Raw genomic sequence first — 23,350 nt, forward strand, 5'->3', positions numbered from 1 at the left:
CCGGGAACCGCTGCAGCCGGCGACTTCGCTGGGCGCGTTTTCACGGCTGGCTGTCATTCAACTCCAAGACGGCGGACGAGTCCAAGCGTAAACACCATGGGATGAAGACACGCGCCTCCCGCACCCACGCCCCGTGGCGTTCGCCGGCTGTTGGGTCCCTCACGCGGTGCCTGATCGCCGGGGTGTGCCTCGGAGTCGCATGGGTCGCCTCTGCGGCACCGCGACCGCTCAAGGTCTTCATCCTGGCAGGCCAGTCGAACATGGAAGGGCACGCGCGGGTCGAGACCTTTGACTACCTTGGCGATGACCCGACGACGGCGCCGCTGTTGAGGCTGATGCGCGGCCCGGAAGGCAGGCCAGCCGTGTGCGAAGGCGTCTGGATCTCCTACTTCACCGGCTACTACGACGGGAGCGCCAACGGCGAGGGACTGGGCAAGCTGACCGCGGGTTACGGCGCGCGGGACACTCCGACGGAGGACGGCGGGAAGATCGGTCCGGAGTTCACCTTCGGGCTCACGATGGATGCCGCATTCGCGGAGCCGGTGCTCCTCATCAAGGTGGCCTGGGGCGGAAAGAGCCTGCACACGGATTTCCGTCCGCCGAGCGCGGGGCCCTATGAGCTGAACGACCACCAGAAAAGGCTCTACTACGGCCCGCCGGGCCACGGCGTTCCAAAGGACATGGACGTGTGGCTCGCAGAGAAGGCGAAGGACACCGGGCGCTTCTACCGGCTGATGATGGACCATGTGAAAAAGGTGCTCGCCGACCCGGCGCGCATCGTCCCCGAATACGACGCGGCACAGGGCTATGAACTCGCGGGCTTCGTCTGGCTCCAGGGGTTTAACGACATGGTGGACGGCCACGTTTATCCGGCCCACGGCCAACCGGGCCGCTTCGACCGCTACAGCGAGTGGCTCGCGCATTTCATCCGCGACGTGCGCCACGACCTGAGCGCGCCGAAAATGCCGTTTGTCATCGGCGTGATGGGCGTGGGCGGCATGAGCGCAGACACGGACACCATCGAGTTCCGCAGGGCCATGGCGGCCCCGGCGGCGCTGCCGGAATTCGCGGGCAGCGTCCTCGCCGTGGAGACGGCACCGTTCTGGTGCGAGGAGCTCGGGGCCATTGACCGGAAGCGCGAGCAGGTGAGCCAGATGGCCTGGTTTCTCGATTCGAAGCACAAGGATCATGCCAACGCCGACGGCAGGATGACCGATGAAATGAAGCAGGCATTTCTGAAGCAGTATGAGGCCGACCTCCTCTCCCCCGCCGAGGAAGCCCTGTGGAAACGCGGCGCTTCCAACGCCGGCTACCACTACCTTGGCTGCGCGAAGACGTTCGCGCTCATGGGCCGCGCCTTCGCGGAGGCGAACCTGCGGATGCTGCGCTCCCCGCGGGAGCCGTGAATCTCGTGAAGGTCGCCAATCCCAAGAGCGGCGCGACGCGCGTGGCGACGGAGCCTGTATCGGCGGATTGGCACCCTCGCAACGCACGACCAGTCCGCCGCCGTGCGCGCGATGCCCGGATGCTGGCCGGAGTCCGATGCCAGCCGCGTGGGCGTCTGGGGCTGGATCGGCGGCGGCAGCATGAGCCTGGACGCCATCGTCCATGGTCCCGACCTCTATTTCTCAGCGATCGCCGTTGCTCCGAAGGCGAATCCGCTTCCCCACGACACCTTTTGCCACGAGCGCTACATGGGCTTGCCAGGCGATCGCTCCACAGGCGAATGCGAGAGTTCGCCGTTGACGCACGCGCAGCATCTGCGGGGCAATCTGCTCCTGGTCCACGGCACTGGCGACGCCAACGGCCATTACCGGGTCCCAGAAATGCTGATGAACGAACTCCTTGCGCGAAACACACCGTTCACCGTCATGGCGTATCCGAACCGCCCGCACCGCGTCCCGGACGGGACCCCCACCCTCCGGCACTTCCACAGCACGCTGACCCGCCACCGGCACCAGCACCTGCCCACCGGCCAAAGACGGATGGTCCCCGGACCCGGAGAGGACGAAGGATGAAGGCTGTACTGTGGACCTTTTGCGCGGCGGTCCTGTGTGGGCTTGTTCACGCCCAATCGCCGTTCATCGCCGGGTTGGAGCGCGGGGGCATGGAACCGTTGGCCGGCGCCGTGCTCGTGAGCGAATTGGGCTGCACTTCCTGCCACGCCAGCGGACAGAAGGCGTTTCTCGCGAAACCGGGACCGGACCTGTCGGAGGTCGGGGCGCGGGCAAACGGGGCACACCTGCGGCGGTTTCTCGCGTCGCCATCAGGCGTCAAGCCGGGTACGACGATGCCGGATGTGCTTGCGCACCTGCCGGAGGCGCAGCGCGAGGACGTGGCAAACGCGCTCGCGCATTACCTCGCCACGTTGGGTCAGCCCGGGGTGTCAGGGCGGCCACAACCGGATGCGGTGGAGCGCGGCGGGAAGTTGTATCACTCGGTCGGGTGCGTGGCCTGTCATTCGCCGGAGAGGACGCTGTCCGGCTCGGTGCCGCTGGGTCCATTGGCGGAAAAATACACCGTGGCGAGTCTCGCGGCATTCTTGGAACGGCCGCTCGACATCTGGCCCGGCGGTCGGATGCCGGATGGTCAGCTCGAACGGGCGGAGTCGACGGACGTTGCGAGCTTCCTGCTGCGCGAACAGCAGACGCCCCCGACCGCGTTTTCACCTGACCCGGTGCTCGCGGTGCGTGGCAAGGCGCTGTTTGCCGAGCATCGGTGCCAGGCCTGCCACCGAACGGACGAGCAGCTCGCTCCACCCGTGCTCACGGCCCTTGCCGAACTGCGCGCCAGTGAGGGCTGCCTTTCGGGCACGCGCGGCGCATGGCCGCATTATCCGCTCGCGGAGAATCAACGCGCCTCGCTGCGGGCGGTGCTCGCCGAGGACGCAAAGATCTGGACGCCCGCCGAGGAGGTGCAACTGGCGCTCACGCAGTTGAATTGCGTCGCCTGCCATCAACGCGATGGACTGGGCGGCGTCGCGGCCGATCGCGACGAATATTTCACCGGCGAGGACGAAAATCTGGGTGAGCAGGGCCGCCTGCCGCCGTCGCTCACCGGCGTCGGCGCCAAGCTCAAGGCGCTGTGGCTGCACGATGTCATTGCGCACGGTGCGTCCGCCCGGCCGTATCTGCACACACGCATGCCAAAATTCGGCTCCCCGAATGCCCGGCCGCTCGTGGCCGGTCTGAAGGCCCTCGACACGCTGCCGCCAGCGGTGTTCACACGCGTCGGCGAGACCCGCCGGCCGCGCGAGGTCGGCCGTGAACTCGTGGGCAGCAAAAGCTTCAACTGCATCGCCTGCCACACCTTCCGCGAGAAGCGCGCCGGGGCGATCCAGGCCCTGGACTTGATGACGATGACGGAGCGGCTGGAGGAGAACTGGTTTCACCATTACCTCGCGCAGCCGCAGATGTTCTCGCCGCTTACGATCATGCCAGCGTTCTGGCCGGACGGAAAATCCCCGCTGACCAACGTGCTCGGCGGTGACTCCGGCCAACAGCGGGACGCGCTTTGGCAATACCTCGCACAAGGGCCTGATGCGAGCGAACCCGCCGGGTTGGTGCTGGAGCCGCTCGTCATCACGGTGACGGACGAAGCCGTCATCATTCGCCGCGCCTTTCCGGGCATTGGCAAGCGGGGTATCGGAGTCGGCTACCCCGGCGGCATCAACCTCTCGTTCGATGCGGAGCAGATGCGCCTCGCGTCCGTCTGGAGCGGCGGATTCATTGAGGCTTCCGGACTCTGGCGCGGCCAGGGCGCAGGGCAGGCGCGCATTCTCGGCCAAGACGCCATCATGTTCCCTCCCGGGCCTGCCTTCGCCGTCCTCGCGCAGCCGGACGCGGCCTGGCCGGTTCCTGATCCAACACCCCGACCGCGGCCGAATTCGTTCAAGGGCTACACCCTCGACGACCAGCAACGTCCAACGTTCCGCTATGTCGTGGACGGGTTTGCGGTGGAAGACTTCTTCATCGAACGAACCATCTCCGGGCACCCTCGCCTCGAACGCACCCTGAGGTTTCCTGGTGCCCCGCCCGCCGGCCTCTACTTCCGCGTTGCCGCCGACAACTCCATCGAGCCACGTGGAGCGAACGAGTTCGCGGTTGGAAGGAGTCTGGTGGTTCGCCTCTCCGGGCCGGGCACGGTGAGAGGCACCGGAGACGCCAACGAACTTCTCCTCCCCGTGACGGACGGCGAGTTGAGATTGGATTACCGCCTCAACGCAAAGCCATGAGTCGTCCTTTTCTCACCTGCCTCTGCCTCTGCCTGTTCCCGCTCCTCGTCACCGCCTCCGAGGAGTTTGGTGATTCGTGGGGCACGTCGGAACGGGAGGCCGCCTGCTACCGACTGGTCAATATTCCGATGCCGGAGGGCGTGTATCTGGAGTCCGGCAGCTTCGCTTCGCTGCCGGATGGACGGCTCGCTGTCGGGACCCGGCGCGGGGAAATCCTTCTATTCAGCGGCATTGACGATGAAATCCCGAATCCGAAGGCGAGCACGTTCGCCAGCGGGCTGGATGAAGTGCTCGGGCTGGATTGGCGCGACGGCGCGTTCTACGCCACGCACGCAGCCGAGGTCACGCGCATCGCAGACACGAACGGTGACGGTCGCGCCGACCGGTACGATACGATCAGCGATGCCTGGGGCTTCGGACATTATCACGAGTTTGCGCTCGGATCGAAGTTGGATGCGGCGGGAAATCTCTACGTCGCGCTCGGGCTGTCCGAATCCTACCACTCGAAGGAGCTCTTCCGGGGTTGGGCGCTCAAGATCACACCGGACGGAAAGACCCTCCCGTTGTGCAGTGGCCTCCGGAGTCCGCTCGGCATTGGGCCCAACGAGCATGGTGAACTGTTCTACGCCGAGAGCCAGGGGCCATGGAATGGCTCGTGTTCGCTCAAGCACCTCAGGCCCGGCGGCTTCATGGGGCACCCCATCAGCTTCAACTGGTATCCGTTTGCGACGAACATGGGTGCGACGCCGGTGATGCCGAATTCGCCGTCGCGCCTGGAGACCGAGCGCCAGCGCGTGAACGAACTCGTTCCCTACGCGGTGGTATTTCCCTACAAGAAGATGGGCCGCTCGATTTCCGGGTTCGAGGTCTGCCGCGCGGGCGGGTTGTTCGGTCCGTTCGAAAACCAGATCTTCGTCGGCGACTACTCGTTGAGCCTTGTGATGCGCGCGACAACCGAGCGGGTCAACGGCGTGTGGCAGGGCGCATGTTATCCCTTTCGCGAGGGGTTGGGCACCGGGATTCTTGCGGTGCATTTCACGCCGAAGGGGAAGCTCATCGCCGGCGGCACGAACCGCGGCTGGCCCGTGCGCGGCATGAAGGACAACCTGCTCCAGCGTCTCGACTGGACCGGCAAAACGCCGTTCGAGATCCTTGACATCCGGGCCCAACCGGACGGCTTCGCCCTGCGCTTCACCCGCCCCGTGGATGCCGTGCTCGCCGCCCGCCCGGAGAGCTATTTGCTCCAAACCTATACCCACATCTACCACCAGGGCTATGGCAGTCCCGAGGTGGACCACACTCACCCCACCATTACCGCCGCCGAGGTCGCAGCGGACAGCATCAGCGTCCGCCTGCGGGTGAAGAACCTCGTGCCGGGGCACGTTCACGACTTTCACCTGCCGGATTTCAAATCCCGGGACGGCGAGCTGCTGTTGCACGACCGCGCCTATTATACACTGAACGAAATCCCCGAATGAAAACGATCCGCTTCAGTGGCGTTGCGCTTCCGTGGCACGCAGCAATTCAGACAGCGCTTCTGGCTGCCGGCTTGTTTTGTGGTCTTTATCAGGATTTGAAGGCCCAGCCGCCCACGCCATCCATGAGGACCAATGCGCCGACGCGGCGGGAGGTGCAGGCCGCCATTGAGCATGGACACTCCTTCCTTCAAAGGGCACAGAATTCAAATGGCTGGTGGTCCACGCCTGGTCAACCTGCGGTCACCGCCTTGGTCTTGACGGCCATGAAGACGATCCACGTGTCGTCGCTGTCAAGGACTGGCTCCGATCAAACTACACCCTGGAGGAAAACCCCGGGATGGGGCAGCAGGGCTACTTCTACTACCTGTATTTGCTGACCAAGGCGCTGACCGCCTCCGGTGAGGATCGTCTCCCGCTGGGCCATGGCGCCGAAGTCCCCTGGCGGGATGAGGTCGCCCGGCGCTTGCTTCAGCTTCAGCAAGCCGATGGCTCGTGGGTGAATCCTGAACCGCGGTGGTGGGAGGCGGACTCGGTACTCGTCACAAGCTATGCCGTAATGGCATTGGAACTGCTTGAATGGAAAATGCCGTGAAGATCCGCCGCCACCGGCCTCCTGACGTCTCTTGGCTCGATCTCCGGTCGCAGGTGATTGGAGTTGCCGCATTGCTGGACCGCGTCGAGTGGACGGCCTTGGAGTCCGATCCAAGCCACCGCCAGCAGGCGGGCGGGTGCGACAACCGAGTTTGGCAAGGGTCTTGAAGAACGCGTGCCCAGGATGAACCATCGAGCGCACAGAATGGGGCCAGCGGGTCTGGTGAGGTTGTGGTCGGCGCTGGCGATGTCCTTTGTTGCGCAATGCGGGGACCCGATCGCCTCCCAGACGAGCCCCACCAGCCGGCCAGGACCCGCCGGAGGCGCCACGAATGCCGCCCTCCAGGCCGCCTTGCAGAACCTCAAGTTTCCAGGGTTGACGATCAACGTTCAGGAGCGATGCGTGGATGTGGAGAGTTCCGTCTGCCTTCATCGAGGCGTGCTGGAGTTGGTGGCCTGCACCAAGGGGACCAAGGAGCACGAGTCCATCGTCGCCATCAAGGCCAAACCGATGCACATTCACGCGGCGCTCCTGCTGCTGGGCGCCAAACCTGGAAGTCCGGCGACGCGCCAGCAGCTTGGGGATGAATCCGAGCGCTGGTTTGACGTCCCACCCAGCGGCGGGCCGGTGGACGTCTTTCTGCTGCTCAACGACGAGGCGGGGACCTTTGTCGAGCACCCCATCAGCAAATTCGTCGCCCCCTCCAGCAAGAGGTCCGGCGACTCCGTTTCTGCGGAGATGCAGCCTGCGTTCCCAACGCACACTTTTCTCTTTGCCGGCTCCGTCTTATATGGCGAAGGCCCGGGGCCGCGCCGATACTTGAGCGACGAAAGCGGCAATGTGATCACTCTCTCGACCTTCGGCGACGAATTGCTTTGCCTGCCGGCGATTCACAGCCAGGACACTGAAGCGCTCCTGTGGCAAGTTGACGCGACGAACCTGCCCGCCGTTGGCTCGAGCGTCACCCTGCGACTTCGCCCGAAGGTTCCGCCCGCCGCAACGGCCGCAGGATCGAGTCCATCCCCTTCGACCTCTCTCCCGAAGAAGCTCCAGAAATGACCGCTCCCACCCCGGTCAGTGTCGCAGCCCCTTCCCTCCACTACATCGGGCCTGATCGGTTGACCTTCAACGCCGACTTCCTTGGCCGCTCCCATGAATCAATCCATCACCCTGAAGTCCCTGACGTCCTGCGTGGCTGCCGTGCTGTTGGCAGTTCCCGCCGGCGTCTCCGCCGCAACGCCGAAGGGCAGCCAAGCCAACCCCGACTTCACCCTGGGCGAGGCCATTCCGTCAGGTGCAAAACATGATTGGAACCTCGGCCCAACGGGGCTTCGGGGGTGGATGTTCTGCGACCAGATGGTGACCACCGATGCGCGGCAGATTTCTATTACCCAGGTGGAGAAGGGGTTGCACCAAGAAAGAACGCCCTCGGCTGGGAATCCCCGAGGGATTGATCCACTATTTGACCGGGATTGAGGATCTGGCGTCCGCCCTTCAGGGATTTCGCCTCCTAGGCCTAGGAGTTCCCACCGAAGATGATCCGGGCACCGCGGCGATACATGATATAGCTGTAGCACCATTGCCCGAACACGGCGATCCGGTTGCGCAGGCCCACGAGGAATACGAGGTGGACCAAAAGCCACGCCAGCCACGCGGGATATCCGGAAAATTCCATGGGCCCGATCTTCGCCACCGCCGCAAATCTCCCGATGGTCGCCATGCTTCCCTTGTCCCAATAGCGGAACGGACGCCGGTTGGGCCGCCCCCCCAGTTCGTCTTCAATCTGCCGCGCCACGTGAACGGCCTCCTGGATGGCGGCCGGGGAGACGCCTGGGACCGGATTCCCGGCGGCATCTTCCAGGGAGGCCGCATCGCCAATCACGAAGATCTCCGGATGTCCGGGAACGCTCAGGTCCGGATTCACGCGGACGCGTCCGCTGCGGTCCAGCGGCGCGCCGAGCTGCGCCGTCAGCGCGGATGCGGCAATTCCGGCCGCCCAAATCACGTTGCCGGCCTCAATGACCTCGCCGTTATGGAACTCCACCCGGCCCGGCCCGATGGACTGAACCCGGAGTGCGCACCGCACCTCGACACCCATCTGCTCCAGGGTGATGCGGGCGTTCTCGGAGAGCGCCGCGGGAAACGTCCCCAGCAGTCGCGAGGCCCCCTCGACGAGGACGATCCGCGCCCGCGAGGGATCAATGCGCCGGAAATCGCGGCGCAAGACATGGCGGGCCAGCTCCACCAGGGCTCCCGCCAACTCCACGCCGGTCGCCCCACCGCCCACCACGACCACGGTCATCAACTGCTGCTGTTCCAAGGGGTGTGCGGTGTTCTCGGCCCGCTCAAAGGCCATCAACACATCCCGCCGGATGCGCTGCGCGTCATGGATGGACTTGAGCCCGGGGGCGAATTCCTCCCACTCCGGGTGACCGAAGTAACTCGTACGTCCCCCAAGGGCAAACACCAGATAGTCGTACGTCAGGCGTTGCCCGCCGGCGATGACGCACCGTTCCGCCGGGACGATGGACTCCACCTCGGCGAGGTGGACCCTGACGTGGAGCCGGTCCCGCAGGATCGAGCGGATGGGCTGGGCGATTTCGGAGGCGGCAAGGCCGGCGGTGGCGACCTGGTACAGCAGGGGCTGAAACAGGTGGTGATTTTGCCGATCGAGCAGGATCACCTCCGCCCCGGGATGCTGGAAGGCCTGGCAAAAACGAAGCCCTCCGAATCCGCCCCCCAGCACAGCCACACGAGGTGTCGTCGTCATGTCCCATCCTTTCACGTCGTGGGCCAAAAACAAGGACGGCAGGGTCCGGACCCGTGCAGGCTCGCCGCGTCCCGTCAACAACGGGCAATTGACGCGGCTCCCGGCTCCCCGTAACACGAACCGGTCGCCAATTTCTCATGGCGCGACCTCCAACCGATGTCCCTTTCCAATACGCCTGCCCGATGGAGCCGGGCGGTGACAGATCCTCCCCCCGGAACGGCTCCAACCAGCGTCCGCACCCTGGGCATCTTTCCCGGTGAGGGCATCGGGCCCGAGGTCGTGGAGGCCGCCCTCACGGTGCTCCGCGCCTCGGAGGCTTCAGGCGACGGACCTCGCTGCGAACTCCACTTTGGCGGCAGCATCGGCATCCAGGCCATCCATGAATGCGGCCGGCCGCTGTCGGACCAGGCCTGCGAATTTTGCACCGCAATTTTCGAGGCAGGCGGGGCCATTCTTGCCGGGGCGGGCGGCGACCGGTTCGTCTACGAAACGCGCCGCCAGTTTGGCCTCTATTGCAAACTCAACCCCCTGATCCCCTCCCGGGTTCCCCTTCAGGCCTCACGCCTCCGCCCCGGACATGCCGACGGCGTGGATGTCCTGGTCGTTCGCGAAAATCTCGGCGGCATCTACCAGGGGGTCTGGGATGAGTCGCACTGCGAACACAACGGGCGGGTCGCGAGGCAGGAGTTCTTTTACCATGAGGGGCAGGTCCGTCGCATCCTCCAGGTCGCCACCAGCCTGGCCCGCGAACGGCGCGGCCATCTCACCGTGGTCGTGAAGCCCAATGGAGTTCCGACCATCAGCCGGCTGTGGCTGGACTGCGCCCGCGAGTTGACCGCGGGGTCGTCCCTGAAGCTCAGTGAACTCGAGATTGATTATGCCGCGTTTGCCCTGATCCAGGATCCGCACCGCTTCGATGTGATCGTCACCCCAAACCTGTTCGGGGACATCCTGTCCGACGTCGGCGGCGTCCTCCTCGGATCGCGCGGGCTGTGCTACGGGGGCAGCTTTTCGGCATCGGGCGCCGCGATTTATCAGACGAACCACGGTGCGGCCCACGACCTTGCCGGCACGGACCGGGCCAATCCGGTCGGACAGATCCTCGCCCTCGCCATGATGCTCCACGAGACGTTCGGTGCCACCCGCGAAGCGGCGCGGATCCGCCTCGCCGTCGAGCAGGTGTGGCGGCGCGGCTTCCGCACCGACGACCTGGCGGAACCGGGATGCCAGCGGGTGGGCACGCAGGAACTGGCGGCGTTGATCGCCGCCGAGATCTCCGATCCGACACCCGGGTGATTCCAAAAATGCGCCCCGCCCTCCTGATCGTGGATGCCCAGGAGGATTTCCTCCGGTCCTCCAATCTCCAGCCCGCCCGCGGTGCCCTGTGCGGGGCAATCGCGCAACTCCTGCAGGCGTTCCGCGACGCCCGCCTGCCGGTGGTCCATGTCTGGACCACGATCCGCCACGACGACGAGCGCATGCCCCACTGGCGGACCCACCAGGACCCGCGATGCCGCGAAGGCACTCCGGGGCATCAACCGCCTGAGGCGCTGCGGCCGCTGCCGGGGGAACGGGTGATCCACAAGCAGTTCTTCAGCGCGTTCTCAAGCGACCCACTCGCGCCCGCCCTGCGGAACCTCGGGGTGGACACTCTGGTCCTGTCCGGTGTCCTCCTGCGCTCATGCATCCGGACGACAGCGATGGACGCCTACCCGCGAGGCTTCACGGTGTGGATTGCCGACGGGGCGGTGGGCGATGACGACCCGGTGCACGCGGCGGTCACCCGGCGCTACCTCGCCGACCGCGTCGCCCGCTTCGCCGATGTGGACACGGTGTGTCGTGAAATCACTCCAGCCCCGGCCGCATCCGCCAAACAACCTGAAGTGCCGACGACACGGCTGGCATCCGTCCTCGGCGTCCCGGTCCGCCCGCCGGACGACACCACCGGAGCGGTCGTCCATGTGGCTCCCGGAAACCGCGGGCACCCGTTGTGGCAGGTTCCCCTCGGCGGCCGCCGCGAGGTGGCAGCGGCGGCTCAGGCGGCCCACAACGCCCTCGCGGACTGGCAGCGCACCCCGCTCCGACAGCGCGAAATCTTCTGCGAGACCTTGGCGGACGCCATCCAGGCCGATGCCGAGGGGTGGGCGCGCCGGATTGCGATGGATACCGGCAAGCCCATCCGTGATGCGCGTCTTGAGACCGGATTCGCCGTAGATTTGGTTCGGTCCGCCATCCGATTCGCCCGGATGCCAGAGGTCGCGTCTTCCGGAACCGGCTGGCGGGCGCGGCGGTGTCCGCTCGGGGTCGTCGCGGTCATCACCCCATGGAACAACCCGCTGGCCATTCCTCTTGGCAAGATCGTGCCTGCGCTTCTGCATGGAAACGCCGTGGTCTGGAAGCCGGCGATTCCGGGAGCCGGCATTGCCGCGGCCGCGCACCAATTGCTTGCCGAATGCGGCCTGCCCCCGTCGGTGGTCACCGTGGTGCAGGGGGATCGAACCACTGCCGAACAACTTTTTGAGGATCCCTGTGTGGCTGCGGTCACGCTGACGGGATCCGCGGCGGCCGGGGACACCGCCCACGTCGCGTGCGCACGGCGCCGCATTCCCTTGCAGGCGGAACTTGGCGGCAACAATGCCGCGATCGTCTGGGAGGATGCCGATCCCGCCGACGCCGCGCGCCAGATCGCCCGGGGGGCCTTTGGATCGGCCGGACAACGGTGCACGGCAAATCGTCGCACCATCGTGGCTGCCGGGGTCGCCGACGCGTTCCTTGACGCGCTTCGAGCCGCGACCCGGGAGCTGGCCTGGGGCGACCCGATGGACGAGGCGACGGTGGTTGGCCCGGTGATCTCCGCCCGGGCGCAACAGCGCATCACCGCGGAGATCACGCGCGCCCGCGCCGCCGGTGCGGAAACCTGGAGTCCCGTTGACAGCGTCGCCGGGACACCCGGCAACGGATGGTATGTGCCCCCAACCCTCGTGTGGTCCGCGGCGCCCGGCTCGGAAATCGTGCAGGAGGAAACCTTCGGCCCGGTGCTGGTCGTCCAGCCGGCAAGGGACTGGGACGAGGCCCTCGCGCTGTGCAATGGCGTCCGGCAGGGCCTCGTGGCGGCGCTGTTCAGCGGTTCGCCGGAGATTCAGCAACGATTTCTGGATGGCGCCCATGCGGGTCTGTTGAAGCTCAACGCGTCCACCGCGGGAGCCGGTGCCGACGCCCCCTTTGGCGGCTGGAAGGATTCCGTCATCGGCCCGCCGGAACACGGAGTTGCCGATGTCGAGTTCTATACCCGATGGCAGACCCTGTATGGCCTGCAGCCGTGAAATCCGGTCTAAAACCGGACCGTGATCTGGCCGGCGAACAGGCTGCCTCCTTCAGCGCCGGGCGACTGCTCTTCGCCATAGGAGTACTGGACCTTCATCTGCCAGTGCCGGTTGAAGCGGTAACCCAGGGCCACGTCCAGCCGCCAGGCGTTGTTGTCCCAGCGCGTCTCGCCGCCCGATCCGTCCGGCACGTCTCCGAAGAGCATCACGTTCATCCGCCCGGCCGCCCACAGGTGCGGGGTGATCTTGTACTTGGTCTCCACATAGCCGCCGACCAGGTCGGCGTTCCCCACCTGCGGCACTTGAAACCGCGAGACAAAGAGCTCCGACCACACCTGCCACCGGTGACGCGACCAACTGACATCCACACCGGCGGTGTACTGGTTGAAGTCCCCAAGATCGGTCCCTGGCGGCAGCGTGGATGCCGCCTCCGGCAGCAGGTACGCGCCGCCGCTGCCGGACATGCCCACGTTCCATTCCGCCGACGGACGCCACCCGGCGCGTCCGGACACCGTCGGGTTGGACCACCCGACATCAAACGCGCTCCAGGCGTAGGTGCGCGATGACAACGCCGCGTTCTTGACTTCGACCGCGTAGTCGAAGCGGTCCACCGAGCCAAAGAACGACCCCCCCGAGGTGTAGGAAGGCCCCCAGATCAAGGGCACCCAGGAATTCTTGTTGGCGGGAATCGCCTTGCGATTGAGGAACGCCTGCAGGCTCGCCGGGGCCCCGGTGTCGGAAATGGTGAGCACATGCTCGTAGGGTGTGGGGGCGGTGACGAACGGGCTGTCCCATGAGTAGTGACGTCGCACCCAACTGCCGAAGCTCGTCGCGAACTGTCCAAACTGGAAGTTGGCAACCCCGGACGGCGCCGGCGTCCAGCGCAGCAAATACTCAAAAAACTGGGCGTCCCGGACCTCGGAGCGGGGATCAAACCCACGGTTCGCCTGAAACTGCGCAAACGCGTACCACTGCTCGCCGAACTGCGCCTCGCCAAAGAGGCGAAGCCGCGGGTTGACGAAGGCGGTGTCGCCATAGATCAGCCCTGGCGGCGGATCCTGGTACACGTACCCCTCGAGGTCCGAAATCGTGGAGAACTGCACGCGAAACCGTCCGTCGTGCGTGGACAGATCGAGCGCTTCCTCCACGCGATCGAGGAATTCCTGGGCCGGCATCCCTGCACCGGCCGCCAGGGCCAGGGCGGCGGCAGCGGCGACACGGTGGCGCGCGGGAACGGGGATCATCGAGGGATGGGTTCCGCCGGAACGGGCGATTGCAGACCGAGCAGCTCGTACGCCTGCACCTCCCCGGAAAATCCTTTCAACTTCACCGGAGTCAGCGGACGGCATTCGGCCAGGGTGCCCAGCGCGAGGCAGGTGGCGTCATCCATCACCACCTGGCCCGGCCGCGCCAGGCTGCACAAACGGGAGGCGAGGTTCACACGTTCGCCGATCACCGTGTAATTGAGACGATCCAGGGAGCCCATGCAGCCCGCCACAACCCGGCCGGTCGCCAGGCCGATGCCCACCTCAAGGCGGTGCCGCGAGGTCTCATTCAGGCGGGCGCGTTCCCGCAGGATCCCCAGGGCGCAGCGGGCGCCATCAAGGGCATCCTGCCCCCGGCTGACCGGCGCGCCAAACAGCGCCATGATCAGGTCGCCGACAAACTTGTCCACCACGCCACGGTTCCCCTTCACCACCCGCGTCAGGGCCGTCATGTGCTCGTTCAGGAACTCAATGATCTCCGCCGCCGACAGGTTCTCGGAATGCGCGGTAAAACCCCGGATGTCGCAAAAGAGGACGGTCACCGGACGCTCCTCGCCGCCGAGCAACAGGCCGCCCTCAACCAGTTGTCGCGCCACCTGCTCATCCGCCACCGAATTGAGGACCGTGCGGTAGCGCTCCTTGAGCGCCAGGCCGACGGTCATCTCATTGAAGGCGGTGGCCAGATCGCCGAGTTCATCACGGCCGCGGACCGGCACCTGCACCTCGAGATTGCCCGCCCGAACCTCGGCGGTTCCGCGCTGCAGCTCCCGGATCGGCACCGAAAGGCCGTGCGCCAGCGCCAGGCTCAGGAGCAACGCGCCGCCCAGGGAAACGGTGCCAAGTCCAAGGATCTGACGCCGCAGGAGCGCCTGCTGACGTCGCGCCTCGGCGAGGCTGTACACCCCCACCTGGTAGGGCACCGCATCCCGGGGAGTCCCCGGCGATGCCTCCAGCAGCGCCCGAAAGGCCACCCGATACGGTTCGCCCCCCAGGTCAATCGCCAGTTCGCCCGACGGGTCCGGGGACTCTCCGAGCCGCGCGGCCAGTGCGGTTTGCAAACGCCGGCGGTCGTCATCGGCAAGGCCCGAGTCGCCGGCGAACAATTCGCCGTCGGACCAGATGCCAAAGCGGACCCCTGCACCCGCCGCCGCAGGCTCGGCCGCAGCATCGGCAGACTCCGGCGCGACCGGATCGCCAGGCAGGACGGCGGGAAACGCCAGGAGCAGCGCGCCGAGGGCCGGACCGCCATCCACGCCGGGGATCCGGGTGAGAACCACCTCCAGCAACCGCGGCGGGCCTTCGGCATCCGGAAAGCTCGCAATCCGCACCGCCTGATCCGTTGTCCCTCCGAGCACCTGGCGCACCGGCAGGCGCCGCCCGTTGCGACTCCAGGCAGACGCCCCTTCCCGGGCGGCCGGGATGGACTCCGGCGGCGCGATCAGGCCGCCCGTCGCATCGAAGAAAAGGAAAAAGTTCGGACGCGGGTCCAGTGGGGAATCCCCGGCGAGGGAACGTAGTTCATCGGCACCGGTGAGGTAGAGCAATTCCTCATCGTTCTCCTCGGCGGCCGCGCGGAGTCGCACCGAGGTGGACACCGCGCTCCGGCACCGGTCGCGGATCGCGCCCAACCGCGCGCTCTGGAGCTCGGTGAAGCGGTCAAACCGCGTGTGAAACCGTTCGTCGGAAAGCCGCTCGTAGGCCTCCCGCACCCGGCGCTGCGCCACCACGAGGGCGATGCCAGTGGCAAGGACCACCGCCGCCATCATGGCCAGCACCAGCTTGAGTCGGATGCCGGGACGCAACACGTCAGGGGGCGGGGAAATCCACACGCAGGGTGGTGCCGGGAGTCAGGGTGACCGGACGCTCCCGCACGACCCGCTCTTCAAGCCACGCCTTGAGCGTGTACTGCCCGGCGGGCAGGCCGGTCAACCGGTACACACCGTTGGTGTCCGTGCGCGTAAAATGCGGCGTCTCGAGGACGAGGATGGTCGCCCGCATGTGCGGATGGATTTCACAGTTCAGCCGCACCACCCCGGGGCGGTCAAACACCTGCGGCGGCGGCAGGTCCCCGCGGGCGTAGCGGCCGAGGTCGAAGCGCTTCGGCTTCGAGTACGAGAACACATTGTGGAAGAGGTCGTCGTGATTGGGGAACTCCACGGTGGAACCGGCGAGCACCGGCAGCACGCCCTGCTCGAACTGAAGCTGATGCTGGGACAAGACGGCTGGGGTCGCGGGTGGAGCGGCAGGGAACCGGCCCTCGAGATAGACGACGGCAACCGGGGGCGCGGGGGCGCCGATGCGCGATGCGGGGATGTTTTCGTACCGGGCGGGGAGCGGCGGCGGCGGGCGTTTCGACGAAGGACCGGGAAGCGCGACCGTGCCCTCGATTGCGGCGTCCGCGACCGGACGGCCCGCCAACCAGGGGGCGAGGATCAGGGCCAACCAGAGCGTTCGTGGACCCATCAGCAGCATCGTGACCCGCGACACCCAAGGATGCAACGCCCCAGGCCGATGTGAGGCGTCATGGCGTCATCCATCGGCCGCGCGGCGCCGCCAGCTGACAACGACCCTCTTCACGCGAACGCGCGGATCACGTTTCTGCACTCAATGATTGGGCCACGGGAGCCGGCAGCCTGCCGCCCTCAATCCGCGGGCTCGTACATCTCGCGAAACTTCGCGGAAGGCACCGCGTAGAGTCACCATTGACCTGTCCCTCTGTTCGGACTGTCCCTCTGTCCGGACCCCCTCCCCGGTGGGGCGAACCTCCCTATACGTGCGCCCGTGGAGTCCCCACCACGTCACCTCGCAATCCCGCGAACGGCTCGGCAGGAGCCTTGCCCCACCAGAGGTCCTGCCCCACCAAATCCGGGGCCGCGGCCTCCATACCCCCGAAGGAAACCATTGACCTGTCCCTCTGTCCGGACCCCTCCAGGTTGTCTGCGTCGGCGTGCAGCGCGCGGTCGGTGTCCCGGCTAAACTCCGCCACGCCGTAGAACACGCAGGCCTGCCCCCCGGTGGGGTCCTCACGAGCCGTTCGCGGGTGGAGTCCCCATAGGCCAGGCCACGAGCTTGCCGTATGGCTCGGTGGGAGCCCCGTACCGAGCCGAGAGGTCATCGCTCCAATACCGGTGGGGAGCCTCCCGGTGAGCCGTGCGCATGTGGAGTTCCCACGAGGTTGCCTTGCGGTTGCACGTACGGCGCGGCAGGAGCCTTGCCCCACCAAAGCCGGGGCCGCGGCCTCCACCCCCCGGTGGGGCGAATCTCCCCGGTGAGCCGTCCGCCCGTGGAGTCCCCACCACGCCACCTCGCAGTCCCGCGCACGGCGCGGCAGGAGCCTTGCCCCACCAGAGGTCCTGCCCCGCCAAATCCGGGGCCGCGGCTTCCATACCACCAAGTGGAGGAAGCCATTGACCTGTCCCTCTGTCCGGACCTGTCCCTCTATCCGGACCCGGGCTCCCTCCGTTGACCCCTTGCAGGAAGGGTCATAGGATCCTCGTCAGGATGATCGCAGGAAAAATCGGAGCCCGGTCCATGACCCCCGCCACCCCGGGATTCCGGGTGGGTGATGAACGGTTGATCCGGCTCACCCCGGCCGCAGGACACAAAGTGACCACGTTGCTGACCCGGCAGGGACGCCCCGCCGGCGTGCTGCGCGTCGCCGTCGTCGGCGGAGGGTGTTCAGGCCTGCAGTACAAGATGGACCTGCAGGACCAGCCCCAGAACCGCGACATCCTCGTCGAAAGCGCCGGGGTGAAAGTGGTCGTGGATCCCAAGAGCGCCCTGTATGTCACCGGTTCGGAACTGGACTACGTGGACGCCCTCACCGAAGGGGGTTTCAAGGTCAAGAACCCCAACGCGGCGACAAGCTGTTCCTGCGGGGAAAGCTTCAGCGCGTGACCGACGCCTTTGCGCTGTTGTCGGAGCCGCGCCGCCCGTGGCTCGATCCCGATGCCCTCAAATGCCGGGTGGTGCCCCTGCTGGCGGCTTCGCATCCGGACCGCGTCCATGCCGACGGCGAGGCCGGCCGTCGCGCGGCCAATGAGCGCCATGCCAGTCTGAACGCCGCCTACAACACGCTCCGCGAGCCCCGGGACCGCCTGCTGCACCTGTATGAGCTCGAGGCGGGGGAGCGTCCGAAGGACATCCAGCGGATCCCTCCGGGCACCATGGACCTGTTCGTGGATGTCGGACAGACCTGCCGGGATCTCGATGCCTTCCTGCAGCGCAAGGCCGGGGCAACGTCACCGATGGTTCGGGTCACGCTGATGCAGGAGGGCTTTGAGTGGCTGGACCGGCTGCAGGCACTTCAGTCCCGGGTGAACGCACGCCACGACGCACTGGAATCGGAACTCAAATCCCTCAACGCCACCTGGGACGCCGCGCCCGCCCTCGACTCCCCGGAACGTCGGGCGGCCCTCCCGATGGAGCGCCTGGAGCAGTTGTACCGCTCCATGAGTTATGTGGCCCGGTGGTCGGCCCAGCTCCAGGAGCGAATGGTGGGGCTGGCGGAGTGAGCAGGCGGTGGCGGTGGCGGTGGCATCGGGTGGATTTCGGGGTGGAACGTCGTCGCGACCGCGGTAGCCTCCGAAGCATGAGTGTTCCCCGCGGGTTGCCATTGCCATGGATGACTGCAGTTTTGCTCACGATCACCGGGAGTTCAGGCGTGGGGCTCGGCGACGAACGGCAGTGGCCGCAGTTCCGCGGCCCCCGAGGGGACGGGGTGTCGCTGGCGACCGGGTTGCCCCTGCGATGGAGTGAAGACAGCGGGGTGAAATGGAAGACGTCCATCCACGGGCGCGCGTGGTCCTCGCCCGTCATCTGGGACGAACAGGTGTGGGTGACCACGGCGACGGAGGACGGGCAGGAGTTGTCCGCAGTGGCCGTGGATCGGGAGACCGGCGAGATCCGCCAGGACCTGTTGCTGTTCCGCGTCGAACGTCCCCAGTTTGCCCACAAGTTCAACACCTACGCCTCCCCAACCCCGGTGATCGAGGAGGGCCGCGTCTATGTGACCTTCGGCTCGCCCGGGACCGCCTGTCTCGATACCCGCACCGGAAAGGTGCAGTGGGAACGCCGTGATTTCGTCTGCAACCACTATCGGGGCGCCGGCTCGTCGCCCATCCTGCATCAGGGCCGACTGTACCTGAACTTCGACGGCAGTGATCACCAGTTCGTCGTGGCGCTGGATGCCGCGACCGGGCGCACGGTCTGGGAGGTGACGCGGGGCATTGACTTCAAGGACCTCGGTCCCGACGGCAAACCCGAGAGCGAGGGCGACTGGCGCAAGGCCTATGCGACCTGCCAGATCGCGTCCTTCGACGGACGCGAACAACTGCTGAGCCAGGGGGCCAAGGCGATGTATGGCTACGACCCGCGCAGTGGCGCGGAATTGTGGCGCGTCGAGGAACGCACCAGCCACTCCGGCGGGACGCGTCCGGTGGTGGGCCACGGCCTGGTCTTTGTGCCCACCGGGTGGTCCCAGGGCCAGGTGCTGGCCATCCGGCCCGGGCGCGACGGCGAGGTGCTCGACGCCAACGCCGCCACCCGGTCCGATGGCCGCCTCGAAATCGTCTGGCACTCGAAGCGCAATGTGCCCAAGAAGCCTTCGCTCGTCCTCGTGGACGACCTGCTCTACGGGCTCGACGATAATGGCGTCGCCACCTGCTGGGAGGCGGCGAACGGGGCCGTGGTGTGGAACGAGCGGATCGGCGGCAATTACTCGGCATCGCCGATCGCCGCCGGGGGCCGCCTGTATTTCTGCAGCGAGGAGGGCAAGACCGTGGTGGTCGCCACCGGCCGCGAGTTCCGGAACCTGGCAGAGAACACGCTCGACGACGGCTTCATGGCCTCTCCGGCGGTCTCCGGGCGCTCGCTGTTCCTTCGCACCCGGACGGCCCTTTACCGGCTTGAGGATTGAGGGCCACCCACCGATCCCGCGACCCGGACGACTTCCAAAACCCGACTTCATGAGGACATCCCTCCAGTCACCCCTCACCCGCCGGCAATCCCGGCCCTTCCAGTGGATCACCATCGGGGCCGTGCTGGCAGCAGCCGCCATTCCACTGGCTCTCGGCCAGACACCGGTTCACGAGACAGAGCGCGGACGCATCGTCCTGGAGGCGTCCGGGGCGGTGCTCTCCGGGCCGGACCTGAGACGCCAGACCACCGCCGCAGGAGAGGCGGTGTCCGGTTGGTCCCAGCCGGGCGACTCGATCCGGTGGGAGTACCGTCCGGTCCGCTGGGGCCGCTACACGGTGGAGGTCACCTACACGCCGGCGGGTTCCGGCGCCCCCGAGTTTGAGGTCGAAGTGGCGGGCCAGGCGTTGTCGGCGCGCGGACCCGGCCGGGAGGCGGCGGACGGCAGGGTCCGGTTGGAAATAGGCCGCTTTTACCTCGCGGAGTCCAAACCCTTCCAGGTGGCCCTTCGCTGCAAACCGCCCGGGACGGCCGTGCACTCGGTGTCACTGGTGCCGGCGCCGGAGGGCGAGCCACCCGTTCAGGCTCCGGAGGGCACGATCACGCTGGAATCCTCCCAGGCGACCACCCACAGCGTGATGATGCGCTACGAGCCGGCGACCAACAAAAACTGCCTGGGCTACTGGATGGACCCTGCAGACTGGGCCAGTTGGGAATTCACGATCCTCAAGCCGGGCGTCTTTGACATTGAGGTGTGGCAGGGGTGCGGACGGGACCACGGCGGCAGTGATGTGGTCGTCGAGGTCGGCGGCGGGCAGTTTCCGTTCGTGGTGGAGGAAACAGGGCACTTCCAGAATTTTGTGCCGCGCAGGATCGGACGGGTCTCGCTGGACGCGGGAGGACCACAACGGCTGTCGGTGAAGCCCCAGCGAAAGGAGGGTGGCGCCGTGATGGACATCCGCCGGATCCGCCTGGTGCCCGTGGTCACCGCGGCCACGCCCACGCCCGGCGCACGGGATCTCACCGCCGCCCGGCGCGTGGTGGTGCTCGGCGACAGCATCACGTACGCCGGCGGTTGGGTGGAGTTCGTGGAGGCGTGGCTACGACTGGCCTTCCCGGATTCCGAGGTGGAGTTCCTCAACTTGGGGCTGCCCAGCGAGACGGCTTCCGGAATGTCGGAGCCCGGACATGCCGGCGGGACGTTTCCGCGTCCGGATGTCCATGAGCGTCTCGCCCGGGTCCTTGCCGAGACGCAACCGGATCTGATCCTGGCCTGCTACGGGATGAACGACGGCATCTACTTCCCGTTTCACGAAGAGCGATTTCTGAAGTTTCAAGATGGGATCATTCGGCTCCGCGAGGCGGCCGCCCGGGAAGGCGTGCGGGTCATCCATCTGACGCCGCCCGTGTTCGATCCGGTGCCACTGGGCGGCCGGACGCTGCCGGCGGGCCGGCAGACCTATCCCCTGCCCTATGGCGGCTACAATGAGGTCCTCGACCGCTGCTCGGAGTGGCTGATGTCGCGCCGCAAGGCCGGGTGGGAGGTCGTGGACGTGCACGGCCCGATGAACCGGTTTCTCGCGGAGCAACGGGCGCGCGATGCGAAATTCCTGCTGGCGGGTGACGGCGTGCATGCCAATGAGCAGGGCCAATGGATCATCGCGCGTGAGGTCCTGGCCCATCTTGGCGCCCCGGAATCCCTGACGTCGTCTGAAACGCCGGCCGCCTTGCTGACGCTGGATCCGAAGGCCCCCGAGGTGCTGACGTTGGTGCAGGAACGCCAGCGGGCGCTCAAGGACCCCTGGCTGACCGCGGTCGGGCATCAGCGTCCGGGCATGCCTGCGGGTCCTCCCCTGGCCGACGCGGAGCGCACCGCCGCTGCGATCACGACGCAACTGAAGGCCTTGCGTTGAGCGGGGCCGGGGCACTTCGAAGACATCAGCCCAGCGAAGAATTCCTGGACAAAGTTGTGCAACCACCTCAGGTCTGACTAACGCTCCGGCTTCTGGTAAATGCGCTCGTATTCGCAGGCGCGCTCTGCGTAATACCGAACCATGCAATTTTCCGGACCAAGTCCCGGTGCTTCACGCTACCTCCATCTGGGCCAACCTCCTTGCTCCGGGGATTTGCCCGCCAGACAGGTCAGTGTGCAGATCGCGCAAATGTTCCTGGAGGTCCTCAAGTGACTCACCCTGCGTGACGTAATCGGGGAACTCCTCGAGGTGACCGAACCAAAACCGGCCGTCTTGCCATTACACGTACCGAAGTGCCTTCATGCTCTAAAAATGCACCTACCGCCCGGACGAGGCAACGGCATTTGTGCTGGCCGAACGTCAGAGCTCACCGACCGCCGTCAAGGACGGGCACTGGCAGCGAATCCAGCGTCCGATGCACCGGACCTCCTGAACTCGAGACGGGCGGCCGGGGTTCGTGTGGAGCGACGTTGTCAGCCTATTCAATTTTTGATTTCTCGAGAGCGTTGACTACCGCCCTAAACTGAGGATCTGCCATGACGTCACTTGCGGTCCTGAGCTCGGATGGTCCCTCTCCAGCAGACTTGGGGGGACTGGTGCAACCGGAGCCGAGGCACACAAAGGCAATCATGCAGACGCTGAGCAATTTCTGTTTCATAAGGAGAGGATCAACGACCCAAGCTCAGCGACCCGTCGCACGGGAGGCGACGATTGCAACCGCGACGCCCCCGCCGGGTTCGCTGCAGCGCATGTTAGGCCACGGTCTTGCGTCTCTCATATCTCGTCAAAAGAAATACCGACAATCCGGCCAGTGGCAAGAACGCGATGACGCTGAAAAACCAGATGAACGTCGGCAACTCTCCTCCGCTGAATGTCCATCCCAACCGCAGATACTCGAAGAAGTGTGTGAAATCCAAACCGTCGCCTCGGCTCAAAAACATGACCGCATACGACGCCGTCCACACCGCGAGATAAACGGCAATGAGAACGGCTGCGTATCTCAAAAGTGTCCTCATGGTCTGTGACGTGCGAAGTGGCCTAACGCCAGCCTGCGTCTGCGACGGCGGAGATCAAGTCGGTACCGAAACCCGCGGCTCAACCGCCGTTCGCAGCACGCAATGGTTCGGCGGCCCTCCACTGGAAGCAAATGCCGTAGCCATCGGGATCCTTGAGGGACAGCTGCTTCATGCCATATGGCCTTACTACTGGGGGATCAACCACGACCCCCCGAGCACGCAGATACTCGTACATGGCCTCGACGTCAGGCGCGCCGATAAACAGGGCTGTGTCGCCGTGGGCCATCATGCGAGCGCAATCTTGCGTCGTGGGTCGCGCATCCGCCTCATGCATCGTGTTAAGCATCAGCTCAGCGCCGTCGCGGGCGAGCCAAGCCCAATCGCATCGATCGCCCGGGGGGGCCTGCTGGACGATCTGGAATCCGAGCAAATCGCGATAGAATGCCAAGGATGTCGGCATGTCGAACACCTGCATCAGTGGACATAGGCCTTGGATAGCCGGTGGGTTCATTGGGAAAGAGGTGTTGTCGCCGAGACCCTATGGCTCAACAACGGACGGTTGAGCGTGGGTGACGAGGCGGGCGGACGTGGGTTAGAAGCCGCGTTGACGGCCTCCGGAGGCACAGGGTTGTGGCCGGACGGATCCCTACGCCAGCCCGTCAACCCGAAGTGCCTCATGAACCCGTCACCCACAGCACAAAAGCTCAAGCATGTCGGCCTGGATGTCCACGCCGAAACCATTGCCGTCGCCATCGCGGATCCCGCGGGCGAGGTCCGCTCCTG

Annotated in this window: 19 protein-coding genes; 13 read left to right on the forward strand and 6 right to left on the reverse strand. The window is 66.2% G+C overall.

Annotated features, from left to right (window positions below; genetic code table 11):
* Positions 1 to 101 precede the first annotated feature (101 nt).
* The 7 genes from KF791_18040 (at position 102) to KF791_18070 (ending at position 7,780) form a co-directional block, all read left to right on the forward strand.
* Complete coding sequence (locus KF791_18040; protein MBX3734481.1) at positions 102 to 1,406, forward strand: hypothetical protein; 1,305 nt, start codon at positions 102 to 104, stop codon at positions 1,404 to 1,406.
* 18 nt (positions 1,407 to 1,424) lie between these two features.
* Positions 1,425 to 2,018 carry a prolyl oligopeptidase family serine peptidase gene (locus tag KF791_18045; GenBank protein ID MBX3734482.1) on the forward strand — a complete coding sequence of 198 codons (594 nt, stop codon included), beginning with the start codon at positions 1,425 to 1,427 and terminating at the stop codon, positions 2,016 to 2,018.
* On the forward strand, positions 2,015 to 4,234 hold the full coding sequence (locus KF791_18050; GenBank protein ID MBX3734483.1) for a c-type cytochrome: 2,220 nt from the start codon (positions 2,015 to 2,017) through the stop codon (positions 4,232 to 4,234). Before KF791_18045 ends, KF791_18050 begins: the two co-directional genes overlap by 4 nt.
* Positions 4,231 to 5,712 carry a hypothetical protein gene (locus tag KF791_18055; protein MBX3734484.1) on the forward strand — a complete coding sequence of 494 codons (1,482 nt, stop codon included), beginning with the start codon at positions 4,231 to 4,233 and terminating at the stop codon, positions 5,710 to 5,712. The genes KF791_18050 and KF791_18055 overlap by 4 nt, the downstream gene beginning before the upstream one ends.
* 214 nt (positions 5,713 to 5,926) lie before the next feature.
* On the forward strand, positions 5,927 to 6,304 hold the full coding sequence (locus tag KF791_18060) for a hypothetical protein (GenBank protein ID MBX3734485.1): 378 nt from the start codon (positions 5,927 to 5,929) through the stop codon (positions 6,302 to 6,304).
* Positions 6,305 to 6,550: 246 nt separating this feature from the next.
* Complete coding sequence (locus KF791_18065) at positions 6,551 to 7,363, forward strand: hypothetical protein (protein ID MBX3734486.1); 813 nt, start codon at positions 6,551 to 6,553, stop codon at positions 7,361 to 7,363.
* Positions 7,364 to 7,456: 93 nt separating this feature from the next.
* Positions 7,457 to 7,780, forward strand: a complete 324-nt coding sequence (locus tag KF791_18070) for a hypothetical protein (GenBank protein ID MBX3734487.1) — start codon at positions 7,457 to 7,459, stop codon at positions 7,778 to 7,780.
* Positions 7,781 to 7,820: 40 nt separating this feature from the next.
* Here KF791_18070 and KF791_18075 read toward each other — a convergent pair whose 3' ends face one another.
* Complete coding sequence (locus tag KF791_18075; protein ID MBX3734488.1) at positions 7,821 to 9,074, reverse strand: NAD(P)/FAD-dependent oxidoreductase; 1,254 nt, start codon at positions 9,072 to 9,074, stop codon at positions 7,821 to 7,823.
* 195 nt (positions 9,075 to 9,269) lie between these two features.
* On the opposite strand from KF791_18075, the gene KF791_18080 reads away from it, so the two are divergent.
* Together KF791_18080 and KF791_18085 are read left to right on the forward strand one after the other, a co-directional pair.
* Positions 9,270 to 10,370, forward strand: coding sequence for a 3-isopropylmalate dehydrogenase (locus KF791_18080; GenBank protein MBX3734489.1), 1,101 nt, complete (start codon positions 9,270 to 9,272; stop codon positions 10,368 to 10,370).
* 8 nt (positions 10,371 to 10,378) lie between these two features.
* Positions 10,379 to 12,397, forward strand: coding sequence for an aldehyde dehydrogenase family protein (locus KF791_18085; protein MBX3734490.1), 2,019 nt, complete (start codon positions 10,379 to 10,381; stop codon positions 12,395 to 12,397).
* 8 nt (positions 12,398 to 12,405) lie between these two features.
* Here KF791_18085 and KF791_18090 read toward each other — a convergent pair whose 3' ends face one another.
* From KF791_18090 to KF791_18100, 3 genes are read right to left on the reverse strand one after another with little or no spacing between them, the layout of a single operon-like run.
* Entirely contained in the window at positions 12,406 to 13,641 is a 1,236-nt protein-coding gene (locus tag KF791_18090; GenBank protein MBX3734491.1) for a hypothetical protein, read from the reverse strand.
* Complete coding sequence (locus tag KF791_18095) at positions 13,638 to 15,467, reverse strand: adenylate/guanylate cyclase domain-containing protein (GenBank protein ID MBX3734492.1); 1,830 nt, start codon at positions 15,465 to 15,467, stop codon at positions 13,638 to 13,640. The genes KF791_18090 and KF791_18095 overlap by 4 nt, the downstream gene beginning before the upstream one ends.
* Before the next feature lies 1 nt (position 15,468).
* Positions 15,469 to 16,134 carry a carboxypeptidase regulatory-like domain-containing protein gene (locus KF791_18100; protein MBX3734493.1) on the reverse strand — a complete coding sequence of 222 codons (666 nt, stop codon included), beginning with the start codon at positions 16,132 to 16,134 and terminating at the stop codon, positions 15,469 to 15,471.
* A gap of 1,029 nt (positions 16,135 to 17,163) precedes the next feature.
* Here KF791_18100 and KF791_18105 point away from each other — a divergent pair.
* The 4 genes from KF791_18105 (at position 17,164) to KF791_18120 (ending at position 21,491) form a co-directional block, all read left to right on the forward strand.
* A complete protein-coding gene (locus KF791_18105; GenBank protein ID MBX3734494.1) occupies positions 17,164 to 17,559 on the forward strand; it encodes an iron-sulfur cluster assembly accessory protein in 396 nt (131 codons plus the stop codon).
* On the forward strand, positions 17,556 to 18,176 hold the full coding sequence (locus KF791_18110; GenBank protein MBX3734495.1) for a hypothetical protein: 621 nt from the start codon (positions 17,556 to 17,558) through the stop codon (positions 18,174 to 18,176). Before KF791_18105 ends, KF791_18110 begins: the two co-directional genes overlap by 4 nt.
* Positions 18,177 to 18,286: 110 nt before the next feature.
* A complete protein-coding gene (locus tag KF791_18115; protein ID MBX3734496.1) occupies positions 18,287 to 19,579 on the forward strand; it encodes a PQQ-binding-like beta-propeller repeat protein in 1,293 nt (430 codons plus the stop codon).
* A 949-nt stretch (positions 19,580 to 20,528) separates the two neighbouring features.
* The gene (locus KF791_18120; protein MBX3734497.1) at positions 20,529 to 21,491 is read left to right on the forward strand and encodes an SGNH/GDSL hydrolase family protein; all 963 of its coding nucleotides are present in this window, start codon (positions 20,529 to 20,531) and stop codon (positions 21,489 to 21,491) included.
* A gap of 812 nt (positions 21,492 to 22,303) precedes the next feature.
* On the opposite strand, the gene KF791_18125 is transcribed toward KF791_18120, so the two are convergent.
* Together KF791_18125 and KF791_18130 are read right to left on the reverse strand one after the other, a co-directional pair.
* Positions 22,304 to 22,492, reverse strand: coding sequence for a hypothetical protein (locus KF791_18125; GenBank protein ID MBX3734498.1), 189 nt, complete (start codon positions 22,490 to 22,492; stop codon positions 22,304 to 22,306).
* Positions 22,493 to 22,646: 154 nt separating this feature from the next.
* Entirely contained in the window at positions 22,647 to 23,078 is a 432-nt protein-coding gene (locus KF791_18130; protein MBX3734499.1) for a VOC family protein, read from the reverse strand.
* Positions 23,079 to 23,350: the final 272 nt, after the last annotated feature.

It is taken from the genome of Verrucomicrobiia bacterium, assembly GCA_019634635.1.
Lineage (GTDB): Bacteria > Verrucomicrobiota > Verrucomicrobiia > Limisphaerales > UBA9464 > UBA9464.

Excerpts from the sequence above, each read along its gene's own strand:
- KF791_18040 (MBX3734481.1), top strand. The coding sequence starts at position 102 with ATGAAGACACGCGCCTCCCGCACCCACGCCCCGTGGCGTTCGCCGGCT.
- KF791_18050 (MBX3734483.1), top strand. The coding sequence starts at position 2,015 with ATGAAGGCTGTACTGTGGACCTTTTGCGCGGCGGTCCTGTGTGGGCTT.
- KF791_18055 (MBX3734484.1), top strand. The coding sequence starts at position 4,231 with ATGAGTCGTCCTTTTCTCACCTGCCTCTGCCTCTGCCTGTTCCCGCTC.
- KF791_18065 (MBX3734486.1), top strand. The coding sequence starts at position 6,551 with ATGTCCTTTGTTGCGCAATGCGGGGACCCGATCGCCTCCCAGACGAGC.
- KF791_18070 (MBX3734487.1), top strand. The coding sequence starts at position 7,457 with ATGAATCAATCCATCACCCTGAAGTCCCTGACGTCCTGCGTGGCTGCC.
- KF791_18075 (MBX3734488.1), bottom strand. The coding sequence starts at position 9,074 with ATGACGACGACACCTCGTGTGGCTGTGCTGGGGGGCGGATTCGGAGGG.
- KF791_18085 (MBX3734490.1), top strand. The coding sequence starts at position 10,379 with ATGCGCCCCGCCCTCCTGATCGTGGATGCCCAGGAGGATTTCCTCCGG.
- KF791_18090 (MBX3734491.1), bottom strand. The coding sequence starts at position 13,641 with ATGATCCCCGTTCCCGCGCGCCACCGTGTCGCCGCTGCCGCCGCCCTG.
- KF791_18100 (MBX3734493.1), bottom strand. The coding sequence starts at position 16,134 with ATGCTGCTGATGGGTCCACGAACGCTCTGGTTGGCCCTGATCCTCGCC.
- KF791_18105 (MBX3734494.1), top strand. The coding sequence starts at position 17,164 with ATGATCGCAGGAAAAATCGGAGCCCGGTCCATGACCCCCGCCACCCCG.
- KF791_18115 (MBX3734496.1), top strand. The coding sequence starts at position 18,287 with ATGACTGCAGTTTTGCTCACGATCACCGGGAGTTCAGGCGTGGGGCTC.
- KF791_18120 (MBX3734497.1), top strand. The coding sequence starts at position 20,529 with ATGGACATCCGCCGGATCCGCCTGGTGCCCGTGGTCACCGCGGCCACG.
- KF791_18125 (MBX3734498.1), bottom strand. The coding sequence starts at position 22,492 with ATGTTTTTGAGCCGAGGCGACGGTTTGGATTTCACACACTTCTTCGAG.
- KF791_18130 (MBX3734499.1), bottom strand. The coding sequence starts at position 23,078 with ATGAACCCACCGGCTATCCAAGGCCTATGTCCACTGATGCAGGTGTTC.